The organism is Cupriavidus sp. SIMBA_020 (assembly GCF_046535395.1).
GTDB classification, from domain to species: Bacteria; Pseudomonadota; Gammaproteobacteria; order Burkholderiales; family Burkholderiaceae; genus Cupriavidus; species Cupriavidus campinensis.
Genome location: NZ_JAWRWU010000001.1, coordinates 714,181 through 740,484, shown reverse-complemented (window position 1 = coordinate 740,484; position 26,304 = coordinate 714,181). Strand labels below are relative to the sequence as shown.

Annotated in this window: 26 protein-coding genes and 1 tRNA gene; 12 read left to right on the top strand and 15 right to left on the bottom strand. The window is 67.1% G+C overall.

Features of this window, described 5'->3' with window-relative positions:
• Window position 1: 1 nt before the first annotated feature.
• A complete protein-coding gene (locus tag SB751_RS03485) occupies window positions 2–790 on the top strand; it encodes an SDR family oxidoreductase (RefSeq protein ID WP_144197495.1) in 789 nt (262 codons plus the stop codon).
• Entirely contained in the window at window positions 787–1,209 is a 423-nt protein-coding gene (locus SB751_RS03480; protein WP_144197532.1) for a methylglyoxal synthase, read from the top strand. The genes SB751_RS03485 and SB751_RS03480 overlap by 4 nt, the downstream gene beginning before the upstream one ends.
• Before the next feature lie 26 nt (window positions 1,210–1,235).
• Here the strand turns inward: SB751_RS03480 and SB751_RS03475 are convergent, their stop codons facing one another.
• The 6 genes from SB751_RS03475 to SB751_RS03450 form a co-directional block, all read right to left on the bottom strand.
• Window positions 1,236–1,529 carry a YkvA family protein gene (locus SB751_RS03475; RefSeq protein ID WP_144197496.1) on the bottom strand — a complete coding sequence of 98 codons (294 nt, stop codon included), beginning with the start codon at window positions 1,527–1,529 and terminating at the stop codon, window positions 1,236–1,238.
• Between the two features lie 137 nt (window positions 1,530–1,666).
• Entirely contained in the window at window positions 1,667–2,809 is a 1,143-nt protein-coding gene (locus SB751_RS03470) for a BMP family ABC transporter substrate-binding protein (protein ID WP_144197497.1), read from the bottom strand.
• A gap of 73 nt (window positions 2,810–2,882) precedes the next feature.
• Window positions 2,883–3,803, bottom strand: a complete 921-nt coding sequence (locus tag SB751_RS03465; protein WP_211942763.1) for an ABC transporter permease — start codon at window positions 3,801–3,803, stop codon at window positions 2,883–2,885.
• An 18-nt stretch (window positions 3,804–3,821) separates the two neighbouring features.
• A complete protein-coding gene (locus SB751_RS03460) occupies window positions 3,822–4,916 on the bottom strand; it encodes an ABC transporter permease (RefSeq protein ID WP_144197499.1) in 1,095 nt (364 codons plus the stop codon).
• Window positions 4,909–6,477 carry an ABC transporter ATP-binding protein gene (locus tag SB751_RS03455; RefSeq protein ID WP_211942762.1) on the bottom strand — a complete coding sequence of 523 codons (1,569 nt, stop codon included), beginning with the start codon at window positions 6,475–6,477 and terminating at the stop codon, window positions 4,909–4,911. Before SB751_RS03455 ends, SB751_RS03460 begins: the two co-directional genes overlap by 8 nt.
• Before the next feature lie 331 nt (window positions 6,478–6,808).
• Complete coding sequence (locus SB751_RS03450) at window positions 6,809–7,717, bottom strand: pirin family protein (protein ID WP_144197501.1); 909 nt, start codon at window positions 7,715–7,717, stop codon at window positions 6,809–6,811.
• A 680-nt stretch (window positions 7,718–8,397) separates the two neighbouring features.
• Between SB751_RS03450 and SB751_RS03445 the strand changes: the two genes are divergently transcribed.
• Genes SB751_RS03445 through SB751_RS03430 form a run of 4 tightly spaced genes read left to right on the top strand, consistent with a single transcriptional unit; the run spans window position 8,398 to window position 11,932 of the window.
• A complete protein-coding gene (locus tag SB751_RS03445; protein WP_410747783.1) occupies window positions 8,398–9,114 on the top strand; it encodes an ABC transporter permease in 717 nt (238 codons plus the stop codon).
• Between the two features lie 13 nt (window positions 9,115–9,127).
• On the top strand, window positions 9,128–10,069 hold the full coding sequence (locus tag SB751_RS03440; protein WP_144197503.1) for a glycine betaine ABC transporter substrate-binding protein: 942 nt from the start codon (window positions 9,128–9,130) through the stop codon (window positions 10,067–10,069).
• Between the two features lie 10 nt (window positions 10,070–10,079).
• Window positions 10,080–10,733: an ABC transporter permease gene (locus SB751_RS03435; RefSeq protein WP_144197504.1), complete on the top strand. Its 654-nt coding sequence runs from the start codon at window positions 10,080–10,082 to the stop codon at window positions 10,731–10,733.
• Complete coding sequence (locus SB751_RS03430; RefSeq protein ID WP_410747782.1) at window positions 10,730–11,932, top strand: betaine/proline/choline family ABC transporter ATP-binding protein; 1,203 nt, start codon at window positions 10,730–10,732, stop codon at window positions 11,930–11,932. The genes SB751_RS03435 and SB751_RS03430 overlap by 4 nt, the downstream gene beginning before the upstream one ends.
• Window positions 11,933–12,011: 79 nt before the next feature.
• Here SB751_RS03430 and SB751_RS03425 read toward each other — a convergent pair whose 3' ends face one another.
• Entirely contained in the window at window positions 12,012–13,589 is a 1,578-nt protein-coding gene (locus SB751_RS03425) for an aldehyde dehydrogenase (NADP(+)) (protein ID WP_410747781.1), read from the bottom strand.
• Between the two features lie 114 nt (window positions 13,590–13,703).
• Window positions 13,704–14,462: a FadR/GntR family transcriptional regulator gene (locus SB751_RS03420; protein ID WP_144197507.1), complete on the bottom strand. Its 759-nt coding sequence runs from the start codon at window positions 14,460–14,462 to the stop codon at window positions 13,704–13,706.
• 220 nt (window positions 14,463–14,682) lie between these two features.
• Between SB751_RS03420 and gudD the strand changes: the two genes are divergently transcribed.
• Window positions 14,683–16,032, top strand: coding sequence for a glucarate dehydratase (gene gudD / locus SB751_RS03415; RefSeq protein ID WP_211942758.1), 1,350 nt, complete (start codon window positions 14,683–14,685; stop codon window positions 16,030–16,032).
• Window positions 16,033–16,091: 59 nt separating this feature from the next.
• Window positions 16,092–17,090: a Bug family tripartite tricarboxylate transporter substrate binding protein gene (locus SB751_RS03410; RefSeq protein WP_144197509.1), complete on the top strand. Its 999-nt coding sequence runs from the start codon at window positions 16,092–16,094 to the stop codon at window positions 17,088–17,090.
• 82 nt (window positions 17,091–17,172) lie between these two features.
• On the opposite strand, the gene SB751_RS03405 is transcribed toward SB751_RS03410, so the two are convergent.
• Window positions 17,173–17,262: transfer RNA gene (locus tag SB751_RS03405), tRNA-Ser, on the bottom strand.
• Window positions 17,263–17,454: 192 nt separating this feature from the next.
• On the opposite strand from SB751_RS03405, the gene SB751_RS03400 reads away from it, so the two are divergent.
• Window positions 17,455–17,967 carry a glycine zipper 2TM domain-containing protein gene (locus SB751_RS03400; protein WP_144197510.1) on the top strand — a complete coding sequence of 171 codons (513 nt, stop codon included), beginning with the start codon at window positions 17,455–17,457 and terminating at the stop codon, window positions 17,965–17,967.
• A 76-nt stretch (window positions 17,968–18,043) separates the two neighbouring features.
• Here the strand turns inward: SB751_RS03400 and SB751_RS03395 are convergent, their stop codons facing one another.
• From SB751_RS03395 to SB751_RS03370, 6 genes are all read right to left on the bottom strand, one after another.
• Entirely contained in the window at window positions 18,044–19,141 is a 1,098-nt protein-coding gene (locus tag SB751_RS03395; protein ID WP_144201707.1) for an enolase C-terminal domain-like protein, read from the bottom strand.
• A 105-nt stretch (window positions 19,142–19,246) separates the two neighbouring features.
• Window positions 19,247–20,527, bottom strand: coding sequence for a radical SAM family heme chaperone HemW (gene hemW / locus SB751_RS03390; RefSeq protein WP_211942757.1), 1,281 nt, complete (start codon window positions 20,525–20,527; stop codon window positions 19,247–19,249).
• Window positions 20,524–21,138, bottom strand: a complete 615-nt coding sequence (gene rdgB, locus SB751_RS03385) for an RdgB/HAM1 family non-canonical purine NTP pyrophosphatase (protein WP_092293271.1) — start codon at window positions 21,136–21,138, stop codon at window positions 20,524–20,526. The genes hemW and rdgB overlap by 4 nt, the downstream gene beginning before the upstream one ends.
• Window positions 21,139–21,173: 35 nt before the next feature.
• Window positions 21,174–21,890, bottom strand: coding sequence for a ribonuclease PH (rph, locus tag SB751_RS03380; protein WP_144201703.1), 717 nt, complete (start codon window positions 21,888–21,890; stop codon window positions 21,174–21,176).
• An 85-nt stretch (window positions 21,891–21,975) separates the two neighbouring features.
• Complete coding sequence (locus SB751_RS03375) at window positions 21,976–22,890, bottom strand: PP2C family protein-serine/threonine phosphatase (protein ID WP_144201701.1); 915 nt, start codon at window positions 22,888–22,890, stop codon at window positions 21,976–21,978.
• 59 nt (window positions 22,891–22,949) lie between these two features.
• Entirely contained in the window at window positions 22,950–23,996 is a 1,047-nt protein-coding gene (locus tag SB751_RS03370; protein ID WP_144201699.1) for a serine/threonine protein kinase, read from the bottom strand.
• A gap of 257 nt (window positions 23,997–24,253) precedes the next feature.
• Here SB751_RS03370 and SB751_RS03365 point away from each other — a divergent pair, with 257 nt between their 5' ends.
• From SB751_RS03365 to rpoZ, 3 genes are all read left to right on the top strand, one after another.
• The gene (locus SB751_RS03365; RefSeq protein ID WP_144201697.1) at window positions 24,254–25,189 is read left to right on the top strand and encodes a YicC/YloC family endoribonuclease; all 936 of its coding nucleotides are present in this window, start codon (window positions 24,254–24,256) and stop codon (window positions 25,187–25,189) included.
• 22 nt (window positions 25,190–25,211) lie between these two features.
• Window positions 25,212–25,886 (top strand): guanylate kinase, encoded by a 675-nt coding sequence (gene gmk / locus SB751_RS03360; protein ID WP_144201695.1) that lies wholly within the window; start codon window positions 25,212–25,214, stop codon window positions 25,884–25,886.
• Window positions 25,887–25,983: 97 nt separating this feature from the next.
• Window positions 25,984–26,187, top strand: coding sequence for a DNA-directed RNA polymerase subunit omega (rpoZ, locus tag SB751_RS03355; RefSeq protein ID WP_006162413.1), 204 nt, complete (start codon window positions 25,984–25,986; stop codon window positions 26,185–26,187).
• Window positions 26,188–26,304: the final 117 nt, after the last annotated feature.

Below are 26,304 nucleotides of genomic sequence, written 5' to 3'. Positions count from 1 at the left end.
GATGGATTTCGGACTGCGCGGTAAGCATGCGCTGGTGTGTGGCGCCAGCAAGGGACTCGGGTTTGCGTGCGCCGACGCGCTGGCGGCCGAAGGGGTGGACGTGGTGATCGTGGCGCGCGGCGCCGATGCGCTGGAAAAGGCCGCTGCCGACCTGCGCGCCCGCCATGGCCGCCGCGTGCTGGCCGTGGCCACGGACATCACCACGCCCGAGGGCCGCAAGCTCGCGCTGGACGCCGCGGCCAAGCTGGGCGACCTCGACATCCTGGTCAACAACGCCGGCGGCCCGCCCCCGGGCAATTTCCGTGACTGGGACCGCGACGCCTGGCTCGCCGCCATCGACGCCAACATGCTGACCCCGATCGAGCTGATCAAGGCCACCGTGGACGGCATGATCGCGCGCAAGTGGGGCCGCATCGTCAACATCACGAGCGGCGCGGTCAAGGCACCGATCGACGTGCTGGGCCTCTCCAACGGCGCACGCTCGGGCCTGACCGGCTTCGTGGCCGGCCTGGCGCGCGAAGTGGCGCAGCACGGCGTGACCGTGAACAACCTGCTGCCCGGCCCGTTCAACACGGACCGCCTGTTCAAGACCATGGAAGGCGGCGCCAAGAAGGCCGGCCTGAGCGTGGAGGAAGTGGCCGCCAAGCGTGCCGCCGCCAATCCCTCGCGCCGTTTTGGCGAGCCGGCGGAGTTCGGCGCGACCTGCGCGTTCCTGTGCAGCAAGCAGGCCGCCTACATGACGGGCCAGAACGTGCTGCTGGACGGCGGCTCGTACCCGGGGACGTTCTGATGGGAAAGCCGCGCATCGCGCTGATTGCGCACGATCACAAGAAGGACGACATCGTGGCCTTCGCGGGCCGTCACCGCGAGATGCTGGTGCGCTGCGAGCTGCTGGCCACCGGCACCACCGGCGGCCGCATCGCGGCCGAAACCGGCCTCGAGGTGGAGCGCATGCTGTCCGGCCCGTGGGGCGGCGATCTCCAGATCGGCGCGCAGCTGGCCGAGGGCAAGGTGACTGCGGTGATTTTCCTGCGCGACCCAATGACGCCGCAGCCGCATGAACCGGACATCAACGCGCTGGTGCGGGCGTGCGACGTCCACAATGTGCCGTGCGCGACCAACCTCGCCACGGCCGAACTGCTGCTGGTGGAACTCGCGCGGCACTGCTTCGAAGACGAAAAAGCCGCCGGAAGAACGCCGGCGGCCTGAGTAGAGAGTCGGGTGGGACGATGCCGTCAGCGCGACCGGACCGTGGTCGCGGTGGCGCGCATCGTCGCCTGGCGCAAAATGTGCGGCGGCAGCCGCTTCAGGATCAGGTGGACGGCCAGCGGAATCAGTACCACGTCATCGACGATGCCGAGCCCGGCGATGAAATCTGGAATGAGGTCGATCGGGGAGATGGCGTAGAACACCAGCCCCAGCGCGGCAGGCTTGAGCCACGCGGGCGCGTCGGGATGACGCAGCGCGAACCAGAGCAGGCGGCCGTCGCGGCGCACCAGCGTCCACAGGGCCGAAAATCGCTTCCACATATGGGCCTCCTTGTCCACACGCCACACACGCAGTCATTGCGCATGCACGGATAACTTGGGCCGATGCAGGGGGATTCAAGTTCCCCTCCGCCCGAGGCGGCGGACGGAGGGGCGGTCAGTCAGGCCGAAACCGGCGATCAGCCCGGCACGTTGCCTTCCACGCCTTCCACGTAGAACTTGATGTCGTGCAGGAACTTGTCGTCGGCGACCTGATCCTTGGCCAGCTGTTCCTTGCCGGCGTTGTCCTTGAGCGGACCCTTCCAGATCGGGGCGGTACCGTCGATCACGCCCTTCTTGCGTTCCTCGACCAGCGCCTTCACGTCATCCGGCACCACGGCGTTGAAACCCTTCAGGTCGATCATGCCTTCCTTGAGGCCCCACCACGTGGTGCTGTTCTTCCACTGCTTGTTCAGCACGTCTTCCACCACCTTGTTGTAGTAGACGCCCCAGGTGATCACCGAGGCAGCCAGGTGGGCCTTCTCGCCGAACTTGCTCATGTCGCTGTCCCAGCCGAACGCGTAGACGCCTTTCTCCTGCGCGGTCTGCACCACGGCAGCGGAGTCGGTGTTCTGCATCAGCATGTCCACGCCCTGGCCGATCAGGGTGGTGGCGGCTTCGCGCTCCTTGCCCGGATCGAACCACTTGTTCACCCACACCACCTTGACGGTAGCCTTGGGGTTCACGCTGCGTGCGCCGAGCGCGAACGAGTCGATGTTGCGGATGACCTCGGGAATCGGCACCGACGCCACCACGCCCATCTTGCCCGACTTGCTCATCTTGCCGGCCACCACGCCGGCCAGGTAGGCGCCTTCATAGGTGCGCACGTCGTACTGGGCGAGGTTGTCGGCGGTCTTGAAGCCGGTGGCGTGCTCGAACTTCACGTCCGGGAATTCCTTGGCCACCTTCAGCATCGACTCCTGATAGCCGAACGTGGTGCCGAAGATCAGCTTGTTGCCCTGGCTGGCCAGGTCGCGGAACACGCGCTCGGCGTCAGCGGCGGACTCGGGCACGTTCTCGACGAACGAGGTCTTCACCTTGTCGCCGAACTTGGCTTCCACCGCCTTGCGGCCGGCGTCATGGGCGAAGGTCCAGCCGGCATCGCCCACCGGGCCGATGTAGACGAATGCCACCTTGAGCGGTTCGCTGGCGGCGGCGGCCGGCGCGGAGGCCGGGCCTGCCGACTCGGCCGGCTTGTCGGCCTCTTTCTTGCCGCAGCCGGCCAGGGCCAGTACGGCGGTGGCGGCCAGGGCTGCCAGGGTGGTCCTGCGTGACACGATCATCGATCTCTCCTTGAAAAACGTCTTGTGATGCGTTTGGTTTTGACGACTGGTTGGCTCGAAAAACGACGAAAAATCAGGCATTGCCCGGGCGGAACGGCTTGCCCAGCGAGGCCGGCATATTGAGCCGGATCCACGCCGGGTTCCGCGAAATCAGCGCCAGCACGACGATGGTGGCCGCGTACGGCAGCATCGACAGCACCTGCGACGGCACCGACACGCCAATGCCCTGCAAATAGAACTGGAGAATGGTCACGCCGCCGAACAGCCACGCGCCCACCAGCACCCGGCCCGGGCGCCACGTGGCGAAGGTGGTCAGCGCCAGCGCGATCCAGCCCCGGCCCGAGACGAGGTTCTCCACCCACATCGGCGTATAGACCAGCGACAGGTACGCGCCCGCCAGCCCGCAGCAGGCGCCGCCGAACAGCAGGGCGCCAAAGCGGATCCAGCGCACCGGGTAGCCCAGCGCATGGGCGGACTCCGGGGACTCGCCAATCGCGCGCAGGGTCAGCCCGGCCCGCGTGCGGAACAGGAACCAGGCGATCGCAGCACATAGCAGAATGCTGAAATACACCATCCAGTGATGCTGGAAAAAGGCCGGCCCGACAAAGGGCAGGTCGGCCAGGAACGGCACCGACTTGGCCTGCGCGGGCATGGCGTAGCCGACGAAGCGCTGCGCCATGAAGGCCGACAGGCCGGTGCCGAAGATCGACAGCGCCAGGCCCGTGGCCACCTGGTTGGTGGCCAGCACCAGCGCCAGCCACGAGAACAGCGAAGCCATCAGCATGCCGGCCAGCGCGCCGGCCGCGAAGCCGAGCATCGGCGACTGGGTCTGGTAGCCGACCATGAAACCGAACGCGGCAGCCACCAGCATCATGCCTTCGGCGCCGAGGTTGAGCACGCCGGCGCGCTCGTTGACGAGCAGGCCCAGCGCGGCCAGCAGCAGCGGGGTGCCGGCGTTGATCGCCGTGGCGATCAGGGGAGCGAGTTGTTCCATATTCTTGTCGGCTCCGGTTCAGGCGGCCCGGGCGCGCCAGCGCAGGCGGTTGTCGATCAGCGTGTCGCACGCCAGCAGGAAGAACAGCAGCATGCCCTGGAACACCCAGCCGATGGCCGAGGGCAGCCCCAGGCGCGACTGCGCCATCTCGCCGCCTATATAGAAGAGCGACATGACGATGCCGCCGAACACGGCGCCCACCGGATGCAGCCGCCCCACGAAGGCGACGATGATGGCCGTGAAGCCGTAGCCGGGCGAGATCGAGGGCAGCAGCTGGCCGATCGGCCCCGTTACCTCGAACGCGCCCGCCAGCCCGGCCGTGCCGCCCGAGATCATCAGCGCGCTCCACAGCGCCTTGCGCGACGAGAACCCGGCGTAGCGCGCCGCCAGCGGGGCGGTGCCGCCCACCTGGAGCCGGAAGCCGGCAAAGCTGCGGAAGACGAACACCGTCATCGCCGCCACCAGCACCAGCATGACCAGGAAGCCCACGTGCAGCCGCGAGCCGGACAGCAGGTTCGGCAGCAGGAACTCGGACGAGAACACCTTCGACTGCGGGAAGTTCATCCCCGCCGGGTCCTTCAGCGGCCCGTTGACCACCCACAGCAGCAACTGCTGGGCGATGTAGGTCAGCATCAGCGAGACCAGGATCTCGTTGGCATTGAAGCGGTCCTTGAGCAGCGCGGTGATGGCCGCCCAGGCCATGCCGCCGATAATGCCGGCCAGCCCGGCGATGACCAGCACCGCCGGCCCGGCGATGGTGTGGCCCGGTGTGTCGAAATAGAGCACGGCGGCCCCGGCGAAGATGCCGCCGAGGATCAGCTGCCCATCGGCGCCAATGTTCCAGACATTGGCCCGGTAGCAGACCGACAGCCCCAGCGCGCAGAGCACCAGCGGCACGGTCTTGAGCAGCACCTCGCCAATCGCGCGCTTGTCTTTCAGCGGATCGACCAGGAATACCTTGAGCGCGGCCACCGGGTCCTTGCCGAGCACCAGGAACAGCAGCGCGCCGAACAGCAGCGTCAGTACCAGCGCGAACACCGGCGAGGCATAGGCCATCGGGCGCGACGGGGCGCCGCGCGGCGCCAGCGTCAGCGGGGAGCGGAGATCAGCCATGGCTAGCCCCCTCCGTGGCGGCGTGCGGCCGTTCGCTGGCCGGCCCGCCTTCCCACAATCCGCTCATCCACAGGCCCACCTGCTCGCGCGTGGCCGATTCCACGGGAATCGACGGCGACAGGTGACCCTTGGCCATCACATGGAGCCGGTCGCAGAGCCCGAACAGCTCGTCGAGTTCCTCGGACACGACCAGCACGGCGCAGCCGGTGGCCTTGAGCGCGAGGATCTCGTTGTGGATCTGCGCGGCGGCGCCCACGTCCACGCCCCAGGTGGGCTGTGCCACGATCAGCACTTTCGGGCCACTTTCGATCTCGCGTCCGACGATGAATTTCTGGAGATTGCCGCCCGACAGGCTGCGCGCCAGCGCCGCCGGCCCGCTGGCCTTGACGCGGAAACGGTTGATGATGCCGGCTGCCAGGCCCTCGGCTGCCTTCGGCGACACCATGCCGCCCCGCACATAGGGCGGCGTCTGGTGCGACAGCAGGGTATTGGCCGACAGGCTCATGCCCGGCACCGCGCCCCGGCCCAGCCGTTCCTCGGGCACGAAGGCCAGCCCCACGCGGCGGCGGGCGGCGGCGTCGAGCCGGCCCACCGGCTGGTGGTCGATCTGCACGCTGCCCGCCGCGCCGCGCGGGTCCTCGCCGGAGAGCGCCGCCAGCAGTTCCTGCTGGCCATTGCCGGATACCCCGGCGATGCCGACGATCTCGCCCGCATGCACATCGAGCGCAATCTGTTGCAGTTCGGTGGCGAAGGCGTGCGCGCGTGGCACCGAGAGGTCGCGCACGGCCAGTCGCACCGGCCCGCGCTCGGTGGTCACGCGGGCCTCGCGCGGCGGCTCGCCGCCAATCATCAGCCGCGACAGCGACGCCGCGCTTTCCGCGCGCGGGTCGCAGACGCCCGTCACCCGCCCCATCCGCATCACGGTGGCGTGATGGCACAGCGCGCGGATCTCGTCGAGCTTGTGACTGATATAGAGGATGCTGGTGCCTTCCTCGGCCAGCTGGCGCAGCGTGACGAACAGCGTCTCCACGGCCTGCGGGGTCAGCACCGAGGTGGGCTCGTCCAGGATCAGCAGCTGCGGCCGGGCCAGCAGCGCGCGGACGATCTCCACGCGCTGGCGCTCGCCCACGGACAGCGTGTGCACATGGCGGTTCGGCTCCAGCGGCAGGCCGTAGCGCGCCGCCGTGGCGCGGATGCGTTCGGCCAGCTGCTTCATCCCGCCGACTTCCTTCGGCGGCAGGCCGAGCGCGATGTTCTCGGTCACGGTCAGGGTGTCGAACAGCGAGAAATGCTGGAAGACCATGGCGATGCCCAGGTTGCGGGCATCGTGCGGGCTGGCGATGGCAACCGGCGCCCCGTTGAAGTGCACCTCGCCGGCGTCCGGGCGGACCGCGCCGAAGATGATCTTCATGAGGGTGGATTTGCCGGCGCCGTTCTCGCCAAGAACGGCGTGGATCTCGCCGGGAGCGACGGAGAGGCTCACGTCGTCATTGGCGGTCACGCCGGGATAGCGCTTGGTGATGTGGGCAAGCGCCAGCCTGGGGGGAAGTTGTAATGTCACTGAGGCGGCTCGGATTGTTGTGGCAGCAACGTTGAAATCAGGCACGTGACAGCGGCTGTGCGTGGCGCAGCATCGCCGCGCGGCAGGTTGTCATCATCATGGTGTCGTGATGCCCGGAATTTGCTGTGGATTATATAAGTGCGCGGGGGTTCGGCGGGCCGTTTCCGGCCGCAGGCCATGGCCCACAACGGTTACAGGCAGGTTGCAAGTCGCGTGCCGAGCACGCGGGCATGAAAAAACCGCCGCGCTGTCACGAGGACAGGGCGGCGGTCAGCAAGGGCCCCGGCGGGCGCCGGGGCAGGGAGCTATCGGTCAGGCGTCAGTCAGCGCATCACGCGGCATTGGCTGCCACGCCAAAGCGGCCTTCGCGGAAGTCGGCCAGCGTCTGGTAGATCTGTTCCTGCGTGTTCATCACGAACGGGCCGTACTGCGCGATCGGCTCGTTCAGCGGCTGGCCGGCAATCACCAGGAACTGCGCGTCGCTCGAGGCGGTCACGACCACGCCATCGGCCTGGCCGCTGTTGTCCAGCACGCCCATGCGCTGCGCTTCCACCACCGCGTCGCCAATCCGCACTTCGCCCTGATGCACATAGACAAAGGCGTTATGGCCGGCCGGCAGGGCCTGCGTGAAGGTCTGCCCGGCGGGCAGGTTCACGTCGAGGTAGATCGGCGCGGTGACCGGGCGCGTCATGGCCCCGGCCACGCCGTGGGTGGCGCCAGCCAGCACGCGCACGGTGCCACCCGAGGGCAGTGCCACGGTCGGGATCGACGTGGCCGGCATGTCGCGGTACCACGGCGTGGTCATCTTGTCCGCGGCGGGCAGGTTCAGCCAGAGCTGAAAGCCTTCCATGCGGCCGTCTTCCTGCTCGGGCAGTTCCGAGTGCACCACGCCGGAGCCGGCCACCATCCACTGCGCGCCGCCGCCTTCGAGCAACCCTTCATTGCCGGCGCTGTCGCGGTGACGCATGCGGCCAGCCAGCATGTAGGTGATGGTCTCGAAGCCCCGGTGCGGGTGATCGGGGAAACCGCCGATGTAGTCGTCCTTGTTGTCGGTGCCGAAGGCATCGAGCATCAGGAACGGGTCCAGCCGGCGTTGCAGGTTCTGCGTCAGCACGCGGGTGAGCTTTACGCCGGCGCCATCGGACGTGGCAATGCCGCGCACCACGCGGTCGACGGCGCGCGAGCGCGCTACGGTCTCCTGGGCGGTGGCCGGAACGGTGGCGAGAGTGCGGGTTTCCATGTTGTTTGTTCTCCTGTGGCGGACGGCCCTCGGCCGTCTCTGCATACCCGTAAATGTAGGGGTTTGGTGGCAAAGCGGTAGACGGCCGACGGGCAACAGATTGTTCCACTCATGTTGCAAGTGAGCATGCAGTCGGCGCATGGATGCAACGGGGTGACCGGCGTATCAGCAGTCGGAAGATCGCTACCAGATCGCAGAAGAAGCCGCCCGAAACCGCTGCGGAAAACGCGAAGATGACAGGTTGGCAGAAGTTGTGTAGAATAGCGCTCTCTTTGTCATCCGTTGCTGGAAATTGCTGTGGGCCGGTCTGTGCCGGAATCCCCGCAATCCGTTGTCCAGCAACGGCCGATTGACCGGCGGCGCCCACCGAAGCGCGTTTTCACAACGACACCAGTCGCCGCCACTGGCCAAGCCGGATCGATGCGATCCGATTGCGCCGCTATCGGGCGATCCGCGCCACAGCTTTACCGCGCGAATCCCCTTCACAAGGCTGTCCCGCCCCTTTCGCGTGGCAGCCACAAGTCCGTCCGCCGGCAATCGTGCCGGTCATGGCGGCAAGGCAATCTGAACCGGGCCCCGGCGGGCACCCATCCGAACTACCGCCGGCCCTTTTGTTTTCCGCTTCCGGGAAGTGGCGCCTGATCCTCATGGTGCCGCCCCTGGCTTTGGAAAGGGGGAATATGTCGAAGCAAACCATCCGGGCGCTGGCCTGGAGCGGTGTCATTGCCGCTGCGCTGGCTGGTCTGGTCGCGTGGATTGGTGTGGATGTGATTCATCGGTATCACGAGCGTCTCTTGTACGACGTGGGCGACCACCTCCGTCTGGTCACCATCTCGATGGCGCTGGCGCTCATCACCGGCGTGCCGGCGGGTATCGCCCTGAGCCGGCCCTGCATGCGCCGCTGGGCGGACCGCCTGATGCAGATCTTCAATATCGGCAATACCGTGCCGTCGCTGGCCGTGCTGGCACTTGCGCTGGCCGTGCTCGGCATTGGCGAGCGTCCGGCGGTGCTGGCGCTGTGGCTGGCGTCGCTGCTGCCCATCGTGCGGAATACGTACGAAGGGCTGCGCAACGTCTCGCCGGCCCTGCGCGAGGCTGCGCGCGGTATCGGCATGACGCCGTGCCAGCGCCTGGTGCGCGTGGAACTGCCCAACGCGCTGCCCGTGATCCTGGCCGGGGTGCGCATCAGCCTGGTGATCAACGTGGGCACCGTGCCGCTCTCGTTCCTGATTGGCGCCAACAGCCTTGGCGAGCTGATCTTCCCGGGCATCTACCTGAACAACCAGCCGCTGCTGCTGCTGGGCGCCGCGGCTACCGCGCTGCTCGCGCTGCTGCTGGACGCGCTGTTCGCCGCCGCCGGCCATATGTATCTGCGCCGCCGTGGGCTGGCGTACTGAGGAGCTGAATCACATGGGAATGCAACGAAACTGGGAGCGCCGGCTGTTCTGGCTGTTCGCCGTGGTGGGCGTGGCGGCTGCCGCCGTGCTGCTGGGCACCGCCCCGGCCCGCGCGCAACAGCCGGCTGGCGAGCCCGTGCGGGTGGGCGGCAAGAATTTCACCGAGCAGCTGATCCTGTCGTCGATGACCACGCAGTACCTGCGCGCCAAGGGTATCAACACGGAAGTCACCTCGGGTCTGGGCAGCACGCTGATGCGCCAGGCCATGGAGTCCGGCCAGCTGGACGTGGTGTGGGACTACACCGGCACCGCGCTGATCGTCTTCAACAAGGTCGAGGAAAAGCTGGACGCCGAGCAGAGCTACGCCCGCGTGAAGCAGCTGGACGCCGCCAAGGGGCTGATCTGGCTGGACGCCTCCCGGGTCAACAACACCTACGCGCTGGCCATGCCGAAGGAGCGCGCCGAGCCGGGCCTGACCACGCTGTCCGCATACGCCGCCAAGCTGCGCGAGAAGGCCGCCGATGACAAGGCCCGCCCGTTCGCCGTGGACATGGAGTTCGCCGCGCGCCCGGACGGCCTGGAGCCGCTCAAGGCCGCCTACCAGCTGCCGCTGGGCCGCAAGGACGTGATCCAGCTCGATCCCGGCCTGGTCTACACCGCGCTCAAGAACAACCAGGTGGATCTGGGGCTGGTCTACGCCACCGATGGCCGCGTGAAGGGCTTCGACCTCGTGCTGCTCGAAGACGACCTGCACTTCTTCCCGCCGTACAACGCCGTGCCAGTCGTCCGCAAGGCCGTGCTCGACAAGCGGCCGGAGTTGGCCGGCCTGCTCAACGCGCTGTCCGCCCAGCTCGACAACGCGGCGATGACCGACATGAACTATCAGGTCGATATCGGCCAGCAGCCGGTGGACAAGGTGGCGGGAGACTTCCTGCGCAGCCACGGTCTGATTTGAGGAGCCGCCCATGGATTTGCTGACTTATCTCGCGCATAGCTGGCCGACGCTGCTGCGCCTGACCGGCGAGCATCTGGCGCTGGTGGGCTCCGCCGTGGGGCTGGCCATCCTGATCGGCGTGCCGCTTGGCATCCTGATCACGCGCCACCGCTTCCTGGCCACGCCGCTGCTGGCGCTGGCCACGGTGGTGCTGACGCTGCCGTCCATCGCGCTGTTCGGGCTGATGATCCCGATCTTTGCGCGCTTCGGCCACGCGCTCGGCTACGTGCCGGCGGTGACCGCCGTGTTCCTGTACTCGCTGCTGCCGATCATGCGCAACACCTACACGGCGCTGGCCAATGTCGATCCCGGCATCCAGGAGGCCGGGCGCGGCATCGGCATGACCACCTGGCAGCGGCTGCGGCTGGTGGACCTGCCGCTGGCCGTGCCGGTGATCCTGGGCGGCGTGCGCACGGCCGTGGTGATGAACATCGGCGTGGCCACCATTGCCGCCATCATTGGCGCCGGTGGCCTTGGGGTGCTGATCCTGCAAGCGATCAGCCAGAGCAACATGAGCAAGCTGGCGGTGGGCGCGGTCCTCGTCAGCGTGCTCGCCATCGCGGCGGACGCCGGCCTGCAAGCCCTGCAGCGCGCGCTGACGCCGAAAGGAATCCGCCAACCATGATCGAACTCGACCAACTCACCAAGTCCTTCCACCAGAAGGACGGCACCGAAGTGCGCGCCGTGGACGCCGTCTCGATGACGGTGCCCAAGGGCGAGATCTGCGTCTTCCTGGGCCCCTCGGGCTGCGGCAAGACCACCACGCTCAAGATGATCAACCGGCTGATCGAGCCCACCTCGGGCACGGTCCGCATCGAGGGCGAGGACACCGCCGGCATCGACGGCGTGACGCTGCGCCGCAAGATCGGCTATGTGATCCAGCAGATCGGCCTGTTCCCGAACATGACGATCGAGGAAAACATCATGGTCGTGCCGCGCCTGCTCGGCTGGGACAAGCGCCGCTGCCGCGAGCGCGCCCGGGAGCTGATGTCGATGGTGCAGCTCGACCCGGACAAGATGCTGGGCCGCTACCCGCGCGAGCTGTCGGGCGGCCAGCAACAGCGCATCGGCGTGATCCGCGCGCTGGCGGCGGACGCCCCCGTGCTGCTGATGGACGAGCCGTTCGGCGCGGTGGACCCGATCAACCGGGAGAGCATCCAGAACGAGTTCTTCCAGATGCAGCGCCAGCTGGGCAAGACCGTGATCATGGTGTCGCACGACATCGACGAGGCGATCAAGCTGGGCGACAAGGTGGCCGTGTTCCGTCGCGGGCAACTGGTGCAGTTCGACCATCCGGACGCGCTGCTGGCCCACCCGGCGGACGACTTCGTGCAGGCCTTCATCGGCCATGACAACACGCTCAAGCGCCTGCTGCTGGTGCGCGCGGGCGATGCCGCGACGATGCCGCCGAGCTGCCGTCCGGACATGTCGCTGGCGGAGGCGTTCGGCGTGATGGACGAAGCCGACGTGCGCCACCTGCCGGTGATTGATGATGCACAGCGCGCGCTGGGCTACGTCACGCGCCGCGACGTGCGCAACGCGCTGGCCAAGGGCGGCAGCTGCGCCGACGTGCTGCGCCCGTTCGCGGCCAGCGCCGCGTTCGACGAGCACCTGCGCATCGTGCTGTCGCGCATGTACCAGCACAACACGAGCTGGCTGCCCGTGGTGGATGGCGAGGGGGTCTACCTCGGCGAAGTCACGCAGGAGTCGATTGCCGACTACCTGAGTTCGGGGCGCTCGCGCGGCAACGCGCCGGTGATTCCGCCGCCGGTATCGTCGCCGGTCACCACGCCGAGTTCGGCGCCGGTGCGGGTTGCCGCCTGACCGCGGCTGGAACGCCCTCCGCCATGAAAAACGGCCGCTTGCGCGGCCGTTTTTTCGTTCATCAGGACTGGGACGAGGCTCAGGCCCGGCCGAGTTCGCCGTCCTTCAGGCGCCACAGGTTCAGCGGGTTGCCATCCTGCACGGCTGCCGGCAGCAGGGCGGCCGGCACGTTCTGGTAGCACACCGGACGCAGGAAGCGGTCGATCGCCGAAGCGCCCACCGAGGTCGTGCGGGTGTCCGAGGTGGCCGGGAACGGACCGCCGTGCACCATCGCGAACGACACTTCCACGCCGGTCGGGTAGCCGTTGAACAGCACGCGGCCCACCTTGCGTTCCAGCGCCGGCAGCAGGCGCGCGGCCACGGCCTGGTCGCCGGCGTCAGCCTGCACCGTGGCCGTCAGCTGGCCTTCCAGGATGCGGGTGACGGCCAGCAGCGTGTCCACGTCGCGGCAGGTGACGAGCACCGTCGACGGGCCGAACACTTCGGCATGCATGCGGTGATCGGCGATAAAGCGCTCGGCGGTCGTCTCGAAGAACGCCGGACGCGCCTGGTTCGGACCCGTGCCCGCCAGGCCGCAACCCGGGCGGGTCAGGCCTTCCACGGCGGACAGCTGGGCCACGCCACGCTCGAACGCCTGATGGATGCCCGGCGTCAGCATCGTGCCGGCGGCCTTGGCCGACACCGCTGCCACGGCGGCGGCGCGGAAGGCGTCCAGCGCCGGGCCTTCGACGGCCAGCAGCAGGCCGGGATTCGTGCAGAACTGGCCCACGCCCATCACCAGCGATTCCACCAGGTCACGCGCAATGGCTTCGCCGCGCGCGGCGAGCGCTTCGGGCAGCAGGTAGACCGGGTTGATGCTGCTCATCTCGGCGTAGACCGGAATCGGCTGCGGACGCTCGTTGGCGACCTTGACCAGCGCCATGCCGCCCGTGCGCGAGCCGGTGAAGCCCACGGCCTGGATCACCGGATGGGCAACCAGCGCCGTACCGATGGCGATGCCGGCGCCCATCACGATCGAGAACACGCCTTCCGGCAGGCCATTGTCGGCAACTGCCTTTTGAATCACACGTCCGACCAGTTCCGAGGTGCCCGGATGCGCCGGGTGGGCCTTCACGACCACCGGGCAGCCTGCGGCCAGCGCGGAAGCGGTATCGCCACCGGCCACCGAGAATGCGAGCGGGAAGTTGCTGGCGCCGAACACGGCCACCGGACCCACGGGAATGTTCTGCATGCGCAGGTCGGGGCGCGGCGGGGTGCGCTCGGGCAGGGCGCTGTCGAGCGTGGCGTCTTGCCAGCGGCCATCGCGCACCACGCGCGCAAACAGGCGCAGTTGGCCGGCGGTACGGCCGCGCTCGCCCTGCAGGCGGGCGATGGGTAGCGCCGTCTCGGCGTGCGCGCGCTGGACCAGTTCATCGCCCAGTGCCTCGATGCCTTCGGCGATTGATTCGAGGAAGCGCGCACGCTGCTCGGGCGTGGTGGCACGATAGGTATCAAAGGCCGCCTCGGCCAGTTGGCAGGCGCGGTCCACATCGGCGGCATTGCCACCGTGGAACGTGGGGGCCAGGGTCTCGCCCGTGGCCGGGTTGATCGCCTGGAAAGTGTCTTCGGTGCCGCGTACGGCAGTCGCGCCGATCAGCATCTCGCCGGTAAGAGTCATGGTGTATCGATCCTGCGTCGTATCAGAAACATGTCATAAGACATCATATGACATCGGAAAGTCGCCCGCAACCGCGCCGCCCCCCAACTGCCAAAAGGGGCCGCGCGCATGGCGTCAGGCGGGAGAACCGGTGGAGCCTGCCATGGCGGAAGCCTTGCGCAGGCGCTCGCGGCTGTTGGTCAGGTGCATGCGCATGGCGGCCTTGGCGGCCTCGGGGTCGCGGCGCTCGATCGCATCGTAGATGCTCTCGTGCTCGAAGTTGACGCGCTCCAGGTACTGCTCGCGCTCGGGCGTGCTGACCTGCAGGCGGCTGCGCGGAATCACCATCGTGCCGAGGTGGCCCATGATGTCCGTGAAATAGCGGTTGCCGGTGGCGCGCGCGATGGACAGGTGGAACTCGAAATCCGAGCCCACGGCATCGCTGCCTTCGGAAGCCTTGCGTTTCATGTCGTCGAGCGCGCGGCGGATGGCCGTGAGCTGCTCGTCGCTGCGCCGCGTGGCGGCCAGGCTCGCGGCCTCGGCTTCCAGGCTGACGCGGAATTCGAGCATCGCCAGCACGTCCATGGCCGTGACCATGGCCGAGGGGTCGATGCGGAACGGCGAATGGGTCTCGACCGGGCGGGCCAGCACGAAGGTGCCGATGCCGTGGCGGGTCTCGACCAGGCCGCTGGCCTGGAGGCGCGAAAGTGCCTCGCGCACCACCGTGCGGCTCACGCCAAGCGTGGCCATGATCTCGGATTCGGTGGGCAGCTTGTCGCCGGGCTTGATCTGGCCCTGCTGGATGCTGTCGGTCAGGTTACCCACTACTTCCTCGGCAAGCGTACGGCCGCGGCGGCGCAGGGGGGCGGGCGAAGTCATCGGGACATTGGACATGGGTAGGGGAAACTGAGGTATTGACCGGCGCAAGATGCGCTCATTATACTGCGTCGTAAGTCATACGATGACAGATAACGCACAGGTTTGCGAGGCCCCTTGCAATAATCGGCATCGATCTGTCGCCGTATGACGGCCAAACATCACAAGCAGGGCGCAGTCTCGTCTTGGAGCGCGAACCCGGCATCACCCTGAAACGCGATTTCGGAGACAGATCCACATGACCGCATCCCAACATGCCGGCGTTGCCACGCCCGTCGTCACCGAGCTGACCGTCGTGCCCGTGGCGGGCCATGACAGCATGCTGATGAACCTGTCCGGCGCCCACGGCCCGTACTTCACCCGCAATATCGTGATCCTCAAGGACAGCGCCGGCAATACCGGCGTGGGCGAGGTGCCGGGCGGGGAGGGCATCCGCCAGACGCTGGAGGATGCACGTCCGCTGGTGGTGGGCCAGCCGATCGGCCAGTACCAGGCCGTGCTGAACAAGGTGCGTGCGACGTTTGCGAACCGGGACGCCGGTGGCCGCGGCCTGCAAACCTTCGATCTGCGCATCACGATCCATGCCGTGACGGCGATCGAGGCGGCAATGCTCGACCTGCTCGGCAAGCACCTGCAGGTGCCCGTGGCCGCGCTGCTCGGCGAAGGCCAGCAACGCGACGCCGTGGAGATGCTCGGCTACCTCTTCTACGTGGGCGACCGCCAGAAGACCACGCTGGACTACCGCACCGAGCCGAACGCCGACAACGAATGGTTCCGCGTGCGCAATGAAGTGGCGATGGACGCCAAGGGCGTGGTGCGCCTGGCCGAGGCCGCATACGAGCGCTACGGCTTCAACGACTTCAAGCTCAAGGGCGGCGTGCTGAGCGGCGACGAGGAGATGGAAGCCATCATCGCGCTGCACGAGCGCTTCCCCAAGGCGCGCGTGACGCTGGACCCGAACGGCGGCTGGCTGCTGGCCGACGCGATCCGCCTGTGCCGCGACAAGCACGGCATCCTGGCCTACGCCGAAGACCCCTGCGGTGCCGAGGACGGCTACTCGGGCCGCGAGATCATGGCCGAGTTCCGCACCGCCACCGGCCTGCCGACGGCCACCAACATGATCGCCACGGACTGGCGCCAGATGGGCCACGCGGTGCGCCTGCACTCGGTGGACATTCCGCTGGCCGACCCGCACTTCTGGACCATGCAGGGCTCGGTGCGCGTGGCGCAGATGTGCGCGGAGTGGGGCCTCACCTGGGGTTCGCACTCGAACAACCACTTCGACATCTCGCTGGCAATGTTCACCCACGTGGCGGCCGCCGCGCCGGGCCGCGTCACCGCCATCGACACGCACTGGATCTGGCAGGACGGCGAACACCTGACGCGCAGCCCGCTGAAGATCGAGGGCGGCCTGGTGCAGGTGCCCAAGACGCCGGGGCTGGGCGTGGAACTCGACATGGACGCGCTGGCACGTGCCAACCGTCTCTATCAGGAGAAGGGTCTGGGCGCGCGCGATGACGCCATCGCCATGCAGTTCCTGATCCCGGGGTGGAAGTTCAACAACAAGGCGCCGTGCATGGTGCGGTAACGCGTCCGGGTCACGGATCAAGGCATTAAAGATAAGACAGTCAGACAGGAGACAAGACAATGCTGAAACAGAAGACGCTGTTCCGCCGGATTGCCGGTGTATTCGTCGCCCTGGCCGTGGGCGCCACGGTCAGCAGTGTGGCCGTTGCGGCCGGCACGGCCTGGCCGCAGAAGGCGGTGACGATGGTGGTGCCGTTCCCGGCTGGCGGGTCGTCGGACACCATCGCCCGCGTGCTGGCGCAGCCGCTCAACGACAAGCTGGGACAGCCGTTCGTGATCGACAACCGCCCCGGCGCCACGGGCGCGATCGGTGCCACCTTCGTCAAGCGTGCCCCGGCCGATGGCTACACGCTGCTGGTGGCCTCGATTGGCGTGTACGCGGTCAACCCGTTCCTCCAGAAGAACCTGGCCTATGACCCGGCCAAGGACTTCGACCTGCTGACCGTGGCCGTACGCGCGCCGAACGTGCTGGTGGCCAACCCGAACTTCCCGGCCAAGAACCTGGCGGAACTGGTTGCCCATATGAAGAAGAACCCGGGCAAGGTGAGCTTCGCCACCTCGGGCGCGGGGTCGTCCGACCACCTGACCGCGGCGCTGTTCTGGCAGAAGAGCGGCACTGACGGCCTGCACGTGCCGTACAAGGGCGGCGCGCCGGCCATCTCGGACCTGCTAGCGGGCCAGGTCGATGTCTCGTTCCAGAACCTCAACGCGGTCATCCAGCACATCCGCACGGGCAAGCTGCGCGCGCTGGCGATTACGTCGGACAAGCGCTCGGCCCTGCTGCCGGACGTGCCGACGATGGCCGAGGCCGGTGTCAAGGATGTGGAAGTCTATTCGTGGCAGGCCGTGGCCGCCCCGAAGGGCCTGCCGGCGGACGTGAAGTCGCGCCTGCACGGCGCGCTGGTGAGCGCGCTCAAGGAACCGGGGATGCAGAAGAAGCTGGGCGAGCAGGGCTTCGAAGTCGTCGCCAACACGCCGGAGCAGTTCGTCCAGTTCGAGAACGAGGAACTGAAGCGCTGGAAGACCGTGATCGAGCAGGGCAAGATCACGCTGGAGTAAGCGCCCGGACCGAATCACCGTGGGGGTCAATGCTCCACAGCAGTGCTTCGCCCCGCCTGAATGGCGGGGTTTTTTATTTGTCTGGCGGAAGCGGTGAGATTCGAACTCACGGATGGGTCACCCCATCGGCAGTTTTCAAGACTGCTGCCTTAAACCACTCGGCCACGCTTCCTTGGAGGGCCGCATTATACAAGGTGGCGGCGGCCCGTAGTGTGATGCCCTCGTCAATCGCTTTGCCTGCGTTGTCGGTGTTTGTCGGACACAGCGGAACCTTGTGGGCCACATCGCCTCATATTGGCAGGACGTGCGGCGCCTGCCTGCCGCGCGTTGGCATCTCAAACAAGCGATAGAGGAGGACTTATCCATGCAGCAACATCGCAGCAAATCGTGGCTGGCCCTTGGCGCGCTGGCCTGTGCGGCCACCCTGGCAGGGTGCGCGCAACCGGGCTACAACGGCTACGGCAACTACAACAACGCGCCGCCCAACACGGGTTACCAGGACCCGAACCAGACCACCTACCAGGCCCCGGCCGGGTCGGTGTTCACGGGCCGCGTGGAGTCGATCGAGCCGATCAGCAGCACGCAAGGCAGTTCCGGCCTGCTCGGCACCGTGATTGGCGGCGCGGCGGGCGGCTTGCTCGGCCACCAGATCGGTGGCGGGCGTGGACAGACCGTGGCGACCATCGGCGGTGCCGTGGCGGGCGCCGTGGCCGGCAACCAGATCGAGAAACGCGCGGGCAGCAATACGCAGACCGTGTATCGCGTGAACGTGCGGCTGGACGATGGCCGGATGGCCACCGTGACGCAGAGCAACATCGGCAACCTGCGCGTGGGCGACCGGGCGCGCGTGGCCAACGACATGGCTACGCCGTACTGAGTACGCACCTCGTAGTTCTACGAAAAAGCCACGCGTCATGCGTGGCTTTTTCATCGGAGGCCCGTTTGACCCGGTTTCACTCGTATTGAAACCGCTTCACGGCGGGCTCGTCCCACTCGATCCCCAGACCGGGCCTGTCCGGCACGATGAGTTGCCCGTCTTCGAGCGCGAAGGGCGCCTTCAGGACGGGGTAGCCCCAATCCTGCCATTCCAGCCAGTGTGGGGTCTCTGTGATGCGCATCAGGTGCGCGCAGGCTTCCGGATACAGGTGCGTAGAGACCGGGATCCCCGCAGCGGACGCGATCGGCGCGGCGCGCAGCCAGCCCGACACGCCGCCGATCCGCATCATGTCCAACATGACGCAATCGCAGGCGCCGGCCTGCAATGCCTTCCAAACATCCCGCGGACCGTAGAAGTTTTCGCCTAACTGGATCGGCGTCCTGATCTCCCGGGCCAACTGTGCATGTCCGTCGGTGTTGGTGTAGGCGACCGGCTCCTCGAACCAGTAGAGCCCTTGATCGTCGAGCGCGTGGCAGCGGCGCAGGGCGTCGTCGAACGACAGGCCCTGGTTGAAATCCACCATGAGTTTGGTGTCTTCGCCGACGGCTTCCCGGACGCTACGAATGGCGTCGAGGTCGTCCTGCAGCCGCTCGCGGCCCAGCCGCAGCTTCAGCGCGTGGAAGCCGCCCTCTGCAACGAGCGCGGCGGCCTCCTCGGCAAGCCCGCCGACGTCGCTCAGCCAGAGTCCGTTGCTGTTGTACGCCGGCACCTTGCCCACCGCGCCCCCGAGCAATGCGGCGAGCGGCAAGCCGGCGGCCTGGCCAAGGGCGTCCCACGCGGCCATGTCGAGCGCCGCGATGGCGATCATCGTAATGCCCTCGTAGCCCACAAGGTGCAGGGCGCGTCTGGCGTGCTGGAAGTCATCCAGCGGGCAAAGCGGGGTGCCTGCCCGCGCCGCGACAAGGTCTCGGATGACGGGCACGATGTACTTCGCGGCTTGCTTGAGGTACGGCTCAAGATAGCTGCGGCCGACAATGCCTTCCCGGGTGTGAAGATCGATCAGGATCAACGGCCACTGGTCGAATGCGCCAACTTTCGACACGATAGGCCGTTTCAGTGGCACCAGAACCGGCCGGACCTCAACGCTTTGGCAGACCAGCGGTTCGAGCTTCATGGCGGCACCTCCAGCGCACTTCCCGAGGCGGTCGGCGGCAAGCGTGCCGCGACCTTCTCCCCAATATAGTCCGGGGTGGGGGGGATGGCGGGACCAGGTGCCGGTTCAGTCCTTCAGGAACATCTCCTGGAGGTCGTTCAGGAAGCGCCGGCCCAGTTCGGTCGGGCGGATCGTGGCGAGGTCGGCCTCCAGCAAGCCTTTCTTCTCGGCTTCGGCCAGGGTCTTGCTGATGGTGTGCAGGGGCAGGCCGGTGTAGTCGTGGAAGCTCGATGCCGGGACGCCGTCGGTCAGCCGCAGCGCGTTGAGCATGAACTCGAACGGCAGTTCGTCGGCGCTCACATCGCGCGCTTCCTGCACGGCGTTGCCGGCCATCGCCTCGCGCATATAGGTGGCGGGGTGCTTGTGCCGCATCTGGCGCAGCACCCGGTGCGGGAACGACAGCTTGCCGTGCGCGCCCGCCCCGATGCCGAGGTAATCGCCAAAACGCCAGTAATTGAGGTTGTGCCGCGCCTCCCGGTGCGGCTTGCCGTAGGCCGAGGTCTCGTAGTGCCGGAAGCCGGCCTCGCCGGTGCGGGCCTCGATGATGTCCTGCATCTCGTAGGCGATGTCCTCGTCCGGCAGCGCGGGCGGGTACTTGGCGAACAGCGTGTTCGGCTCCAGCGTCAGGTGGTACATCGACAGGTGCGTGGTGCCATAGGCCAGCGCCGCTTCGAGGTCGCGCACGCATTCCTCCACGGTCTGGCCCGGCAGCGCGTACATCAGGTCGAGGTTGACGTTGTCGAAACTGGCCTGGGCGATCTCGATGGCCGCGCGCGCCTCGCGCTCGCCGTGGATGCGGCCCAGCGCCTGGAGATGCCGGTCGCTGAAGCTCTGGATGCCGATCGACAGCCGGTTGATGCCGCTCGCGCGGTAGCTCGCGAACCGCTCGGCCTCGAAGGTGCCGGGGTTGGCTTCCATCGTGATCTCGGCGTCGGCATCGAGCGGCAGCAGCGCGCGGATGTCCGATAGCAGCCGGTCCATGCCGGCAGCGGACAGCAGGCTCGGCGTGCCTCCGCCGATAAACACCGTATGCACGGGGCGGCCCCAGACCAGCGGCAGCGATTGTTCCAGGTCGGCGCGCAGGGCGTCGAGGTAGGCGTCTTCGGGGATGTCGTGGCTGTCTTGTCCGCCGACGGTGCCCGGCGCCGCGTGCGAGTTGAAATCGCAATACGGACACTTGCGCACGCACCACGGGATGTGGACGTAGAGCGAGAGCGGCGGGGAGCCTGGCAGGGCAATCTGGCCCGGCTTGAGCCAGAGTTGCTGGTTGTCGGCGGGAGAAACGGCGGGCGAAGCGGCGGCGGAAACAGCCGGCTTGCCGCTGCTGACGGGGTGAATCGGAATCATGCGCGAACCTTCAGGCTGGCCGCCTGGAGCCGGGCCACCAGCCCCTGGAGCGCCAGCGCGCGATGGCTGATGGCGTTTTTCTCTTCCGCGCTCAGTTCGGCGGCCGTCTTGCCGATGCGCGGGAGCAGGAAATGCGGGTCGTAGCCGAAGCCGCCGGCGCCGCGCGGGGCGTCGACCACCTCGCCGGCCCAGGTGCCCTCGGCGATGATCGGCCGCGGGTCGTCGGCATGGCGCACCAGCACCAGCACGCAGTAGTAATGCGCGTGGCGATTGAGCTTGCCGGCCAGCTGCGAGATCAGGTGCGCGTTGTTGGCCGCGTCGGACTTTGGCTTGCCCACGCTTTGCGCGTAGCGGGCCGAATACACGCCCGGGGCGCCGTCCAGCGCGTCCACGCAGATGCCCGAGTCGTCGGCCAGCGCCGGCATGCCGGCGAGCCGGCTGGCGTGGCGCGCCTTGGCCAGTGCGTTCTCGACGAAGGTCGGATGCGGTTCCTCGGCTTCGGGAATGCCGAGGTCGCCCTGCGGCACCACGTCGATGCCCAGCGGCATCAGCAGCGCGCCGAACTCGCTCAGCTTGCCGGGATTGTTGGAGGCCAGCACAAGGCGTTGCATCGTCATCCCCTTTTGCTTTGCACGGTTCTCGTCGCTTACAGGCCGAGCGCCAGCTTCTGGTGGCGCACGAGGTCGGCAATGCCGGCTTCGGCCAGGCGCGTCATGGCGTCCAGGTCGGCGCGGCTGAACGGCACGCCTTCGGCGGTGCCCTGTACTTCGACGAAGCCGCCGCTGCCGGTCATCACCACGTTCATGTCGGTGTCGCAGCTGCTGTCCTCGGCGTAGTCGAGGTCGAGCACGGGCACGCCATCGACCATGCCCACGGAAACCGCGGCCACGAAGTCAAGAATTGGACTTTTTGCGATCAGGCCATCGGCCAGCATCTTGCTCACGGCGTCATGGGCGGCCACGAAGGCGCCGGTGATGGCGGCCGTGCGGGTGCCGCCGTCTGCCTGGAGCACGTCGCAATCGAGATGGAGGGTGTACTCGCCCAGCGCGCCGAGGTCGAACACCGTGCGCATGGCGCGGCCGATCAGGCGCTGGATCTCCTGCGTGCGGCCGGTCTGCTTGCCGCGCGCGGCCTCGCGGTCGGAGCGGGTGTGCGTGGCGCGGGGCAGCATGCCGTACTCGGCCGTGACCCAGCCTTCGCCGCTGCCTTTCTTGTGCGGCGGCACCTTGGCCAGCACGCTGGCCGTGCACAGCACCTTGGTATCGCCAAAGGCACTCAGCACGGCACCTTCCGCGTGGCGGGTGTAGTGGCGGGTCAGGGTGATGGGTCGCAGCGCATCGGCTGCGCGTCCGCTGGGTCGCATGGGGATCTTTCGTTGGAATCGGGTGAGACCGCGATTCTAACGCCGGCAGGCCATGCGTGCCCGCCGGCGCCCCATGCGCGGTACTTCAGCGCATGAAATTGGTGGTCTTGTCGATCGCGGCGCGGATCTCGGCAATCGACCGTTCGATCTCTTCCTCGGACAGCAGGTCGTTCTCGCTGCCCGTCCGCTCCAGGATCGACGTGGTGAAGGCGTTCAGCGGCAGGGTGTCGGTCAGCACGGCGTCGTCGTTCGGCACGGTGGCGTCGGCCTCCCACATCATGGCGATGGCTGTGGTGTTGTCGGCACCTTCGCCCGCGTTTTGAAGCGCCTGTTCGATCATGTCCGGAATGGCGTGCACCACCGACAGGCTGGTCACCTTGTCGACGATGACCTTTTCTTCCAGCGCGCCCCACAGGCCGTCCGAGCACAGCATCGCCACGTCGCCCGGTTCCAGGCGCACCGGGCCGCCGATGTCGATCAGCGGCAGGTTGGGCGAGCCAAGGCAGTTGTACAGCTTGTTGCGCTCGGGGTGGTTGGCCACGTCCATCGGCAGCACGCGCTCCTGCTGAAGCAGGTTTTCGATCTTCGAGTGATCGCGGGTGCGGGTGAGCAGCGTGCCCTTGCGGATCAGGTACAGGCGCGAATCCCCGGCGTGGGCCCAGTGGATCTGGCCGTTCTGGATCAGGCAGCAGACCACGGTGGTGCGCGGCACGTCCGCCAGGCGGTTGGCTTCGGCGTAGCGATGGATCTCGCGGTGCGCCAGCATGACCGTGTCCTGGAGGAAGTCCGCCGGATTGCGGATGGCCGGGCGGGCCTGGGTCTGGAACTGGCGCGCCAGCGTCTGCAGGGCTTGCTGCGCGGCGACTTCGCCCAGCGCATGGCCGCCCAGGCCGTCGGCCAGCACCATCAGCAGGGCATCACGCGTGAAGCAGTAGCCCATGCGGTCCTGGTTGATACGGCGGCCGCCTTTCCGGCTTTCCTGGTAGACGGAGAATCGCATGTTGTCGTGAGTTCGGTCAGGGCCGGCCCGGCGGGTGCGCGGGGCCGACGCGTAGTGATTTAATCGCCGCTCTGCGTGGTGGCGGTGTCGTCGCGGCGGCGCAGCAAGGTCATGAAGCGGCTCGTTGCGTTCATGCGTTCGGTAACGGGCCCGGCGGGGTTGGCCGCTGCCGCGGCGGCGGATTGTTCGCCCAGCGCGTTGCTCTGGTCGCGCAACTCCTTCTGGAGGCGGAACACGCTTTGCGGGCGCTCGGACGGCGTGAGCCGGAGGCACCATTCCACGAGGTCCACCAGCCCGTTGGTATAGGTGGCGCGCAGGCGGGCGATCGATTCGCCCATGCGGTCTTCCTTCTCGCGCTGGTTGGCTTCCTGCGGCGGCATGCCGGCCATGCACGCGTAAAGCGTGGCGCCCAGGCTGTAGATGTCGGTCCAGGGGCCGAGGTCGCTGTGCTTGCCGTAGAGTTCGGGCGCGGCGAAACCGGGGGTGTACATCGGCTGGAAGCGGGCGGCTTCCATGGTCAGGATCTGCCGCGCGGCGCCGAAGTCGAGCAGGATCGGCGATTCGTCCTCGCGCAGGTAGATATTGCCGGGCTTGATGTCCAGGTGCAGCAGCTTGTGGATATGGACTTCGCGCAGCCCGCTCATCAGGTCGTGGAATACCTTGCGGATGAACCGCTCGCGCAGGACCTTGGGCTTGCCCTGCTGCCGGGCCTGCAGGATATGCTCCTGCAGCGTCTTGCCCAGCTCGTAGTTCATGACCATGTAGACCGTGGAGTTCTCGCGGAAGAAATTCACCACGCGCACCACGCTCGGATGGGAAATGCGTGCCAGCGAGCGGCCTTCCTCGAAGAAATATTTCAGGCCCAGGCGAAACGAGGCCGCGTTCTCGTCCGGGACGACCGGAATCAGCTCGCCCGGGTTGCGGCGGGCCAGCGAGGACGGCAGGTATTCCTTGATGGCCACCGGGGCGCCGGTTTCATCGGTGGCGAGGTAGACGAAACTGAACCCCCCGCTGGCCAACTTCTTTACAATACGGTAGTTGGCGAGCAGCGTGCCGATGGGCAGCGGCGCACTCTTGGGTTGGTTAGCGCCCTTGGACTCTGTCATAGGATTCGGGACCTCATTTGCCCACGGATTCTCCCGGCTAATCGATCACTTGTAAAGAAAACATTAGCGGGGACTGTTGCCAAAAATCCGCGTTTTCCAACCGGGTTTTCCGTTGATTTTCTGCCCGGCCGGCGCGCTGCCCGCGCACCCGCCCCGGTGCTGGCTTGCAGGCCCCGGCGGCATGCGATTACCGCCCCGATTTACCCGTATTTCGACCCTTTCCGACCCTTTCCGACTCTTACGCGAGATAACCGACAATGATCCACAGCATGACAGGGTATGGCCTGGCGACGCGCCAGGCGCCGCTGACAAACGCCAAGGGCGAGCCCAGCGGCCGGACCGCCTCGGTTTCGGTGGAATTCCGGACTGTCAATTCGCGTTTTCTCGACCTGTTGTTCCGCGCCCCCGAGGAATGCCGCGCGTTCGAGCCCGCCCTGCGCGAGATGCTCATGGGCGAGCTGTCGCGTGGCAAGCTGGAGTGCCGCATCAACCTGCAGCGCACCGATACCGGCGGCGCCACGCTGGCGCTGAACCAGGGCCTGCTGGACCAGATCCGCGCGCTGGAGTCCACCGTGGCCGCCACCTTCAGCGGCGCCGGTTCGCTGCGCATGGGCGAGATCCTGCGCTGGCCCGGCGTGCTGGTGGAGCCGGAACTGTCGCAGGAGTCCCTGCGCGAGGCTGTCACGGGTGCCGCGCGTGACGCGCTGAACCAGCTGCTGGAAGCGCGCCGGCGCGAGGGCGAGGCCCTCAAGGCCACGCTCATGGAGCGCATCGACGCCATGCTGGCCATCGTCGAGCGCCTGACGCCGACCATCCCGCAACTGATCGCCCATCACCAGGAAAAGCTGACCGAGCGCCTCCAGGAGGCGTTCAACCTGGCCGCACCGTCCGGCATGCCGTCGATGAGCCGCGACGAGATCGGCGAGCGCATCCGCCAGGAAGCCACGGTGTATGGCATCCGCATCGATATTGCCGAGGAACTGTCGCGCCTGCAGGCCCACCTCAACGAAACGCGGCATATCCTGAAGAAGGGCGGTCAGGTCGGCAAGCGGCTCGACTTCATGATGCAGGAGCTGAACCGCGAGGCGAACACGCTTGGCTCGAAGGCCGCCGCCAAGGAGCTGGCCGATGCGTCGATGGAGCTCAAGCTGTTGATCGAGCAGATGCGCGAACAGATCCAGAATCTCGAATAAGTCCTAAACCAGATCACAGATCATGAGTGAAACGTCCCACACCGCGTCCCAGTCCACGCCGCACGTCGCCATCGACACCGCCTACCCCGGCAACCTGTTCATGGTGGTGGCCCCGTCCGGCGCCGGCAAGTCCACGCTGGTGAACAAGCTGCTGTCGCAGGATTCGGCCATCCGCCTGTCGATCTCACACACCACGCGCAAGCCGCGCCCGGGCGAGCAGAACGGCCGCGAGTACCATTTCACTACCGTGGACGAGTTCCGCGCCGCACGCGACCGGGGTGAGTTCCTGGAATGGGCCGAGGTGCACGGCAACTACTACGCCACGTCCCAGGTCTGGATCGAGCAGCAGATGGCCCAGGGCAACGATGTGCTGCTCGAGATCGACTGGCAGGGCGCCCAGCAGGTGCACAAGCGGTTTTCGAACGCGGTGGAGATCTTCATCCTGCCGCCGTCGCTGACCGCGCTCGAGGAGCGGCTCAAGAAACGCGGCCAGGACGAGCCGAACGTGATCGTGCGCCGCCTGCTGGCCGCGGGCAGCGAAATGTCGCATGCGTCGGAGTCGGACTACGTCATCATCAACGAGGTGTTCGATGACGCGCTGGCGCAGCTGAAAGACGTCGTTCGTGCCACCCGTCTGCGCTTTTCGTCGCAGAAGGCACGCCACAACGAGCTGTTCATCGAGTTGGGCATTCACTGACCTGAGGTCGGTGCCCAGGGGGCGGCCGGAACGTTTCCGGCCGCGTGCTGTAAAATGACGGCCTGTCGAACAGGTTTTGTCCCAAGGTGGATTCAATATGGCGCGTATTACCGTCGAAGATTGTCTGAAACACATCCCGAACCGCTTTGAGCTTGCGCTCGCCGCGACGTACCGGGCACGCCAGCTGGTGCAGGGCCATACGCCCAAGGTCGAGGCCAAAGACAAGCCCACCGTGGTGGCGCTGCGCGAGATCGCGTCCGGCCAGATCGGCATCGAGATGCTGAAGAAGGTGCCGACCTGATTGCCAGGGCGGCCTGTGGTGCATCGTTGTCTCGCGTACGTGCGGATTCAGCCGCGCATTCGTCCGGATTCCAGGGGCCGCCCCCATGTCTTCATCGTCGTCCAAGTCCGCGATCCA

Bases quoted from the DNA above. Each gene is read 5' to 3' on its own strand.
- SB751_RS03395 (WP_144201707.1), bottom strand. From the start codon at position 19,141: ATGAAGCTCGAACCGCTGGTCTGCCAAAGCGTTGAGGTCCGGCCGGTT.
- SB751_RS03425 (WP_410747781.1), bottom strand. From the start codon at position 13,589: ATGACTCTTACCGGCGAGATGCTGATCGGCGCGACTGCCGTACGCGGC.
- SB751_RS03370 (WP_144201699.1), bottom strand. From the start codon at position 23,996: ATGACAGAGTCCAAGGGCGCTAACCAACCCAAGAGTGCGCCGCTGCCC.
- SB751_RS03470 (WP_144197497.1), bottom strand. From the start codon at position 2,809: ATGATCGTGTCACGCAGGACCACCCTGGCAGCCCTGGCCGCCACCGCC.
- gudD (WP_211942758.1), top strand. From the start codon at position 14,683: ATGACCGCATCCCAACATGCCGGCGTTGCCACGCCCGTCGTCACCGAG.
- SB751_RS03420 (WP_144197507.1), bottom strand. From the start codon at position 14,462: ATGTCCAATGTCCCGATGACTTCGCCCGCCCCCCTGCGCCGCCGCGGC.
- SB751_RS03445 (WP_410747783.1), top strand. From the start codon at position 8,398: ATGTCGAAGCAAACCATCCGGGCGCTGGCCTGGAGCGGTGTCATTGCC.
- SB751_RS03450 (WP_144197501.1), bottom strand. From the start codon at position 7,717: ATGGAAACCCGCACTCTCGCCACCGTTCCGGCCACCGCCCAGGAGACC.
- rdgB (WP_092293271.1), bottom strand. From the start codon at position 21,138: ATGCAACGCCTTGTGCTGGCCTCCAACAATCCCGGCAAGCTGAGCGAG.
- SB751_RS03485 (WP_144197495.1), top strand. From the start codon at position 2: ATGGATTTCGGACTGCGCGGTAAGCATGCGCTGGTGTGTGGCGCCAGC.
- SB751_RS03365 (WP_144201697.1), top strand. From the start codon at position 24,254: ATGATCCACAGCATGACAGGGTATGGCCTGGCGACGCGCCAGGCGCCG.
- SB751_RS03375 (WP_144201701.1), bottom strand. From the start codon at position 22,890: ATGCGATTCTCCGTCTACCAGGAAAGCCGGAAAGGCGGCCGCCGTATC.
- SB751_RS03465 (WP_211942763.1), bottom strand. From the start codon at position 3,803: ATGGAACAACTCGCTCCCCTGATCGCCACGGCGATCAACGCCGGCACC.
- rph (WP_144201703.1), bottom strand. From the start codon at position 21,890: ATGCGACCCAGCGGACGCGCAGCCGATGCGCTGCGACCCATCACCCTG.
- SB751_RS03410 (WP_144197509.1), top strand. From the start codon at position 16,092: ATGCTGAAACAGAAGACGCTGTTCCGCCGGATTGCCGGTGTATTCGTC.
- gmk (WP_144201695.1), top strand. From the start codon at position 25,212: ATGAGTGAAACGTCCCACACCGCGTCCCAGTCCACGCCGCACGTCGCC.
- hemW (WP_211942757.1), bottom strand. From the start codon at position 20,527: ATGATTCCGATTCACCCCGTCAGCAGCGGCAAGCCGGCTGTTTCCGCC.
- SB751_RS03475 (WP_144197496.1), bottom strand. From the start codon at position 1,529: ATGTGGAAGCGATTTTCGGCCCTGTGGACGCTGGTGCGCCGCGACGGC.
- SB751_RS03460 (WP_144197499.1), bottom strand. From the start codon at position 4,916: ATGGCTGATCTCCGCTCCCCGCTGACGCTGGCGCCGCGCGGCGCCCCG.
- SB751_RS03440 (WP_144197503.1), top strand. From the start codon at position 9,128: ATGGGAATGCAACGAAACTGGGAGCGCCGGCTGTTCTGGCTGTTCGCC.
- rpoZ (WP_006162413.1), top strand. From the start codon at position 25,984: ATGGCGCGTATTACCGTCGAAGATTGTCTGAAACACATCCCGAACCGC.
- SB751_RS03400 (WP_144197510.1), top strand. From the start codon at position 17,455: ATGCAGCAACATCGCAGCAAATCGTGGCTGGCCCTTGGCGCGCTGGCC.
- SB751_RS03435 (WP_144197504.1), top strand. From the start codon at position 10,080: ATGGATTTGCTGACTTATCTCGCGCATAGCTGGCCGACGCTGCTGCGC.
- SB751_RS03430 (WP_410747782.1), top strand. From the start codon at position 10,730: ATGATCGAACTCGACCAACTCACCAAGTCCTTCCACCAGAAGGACGGC.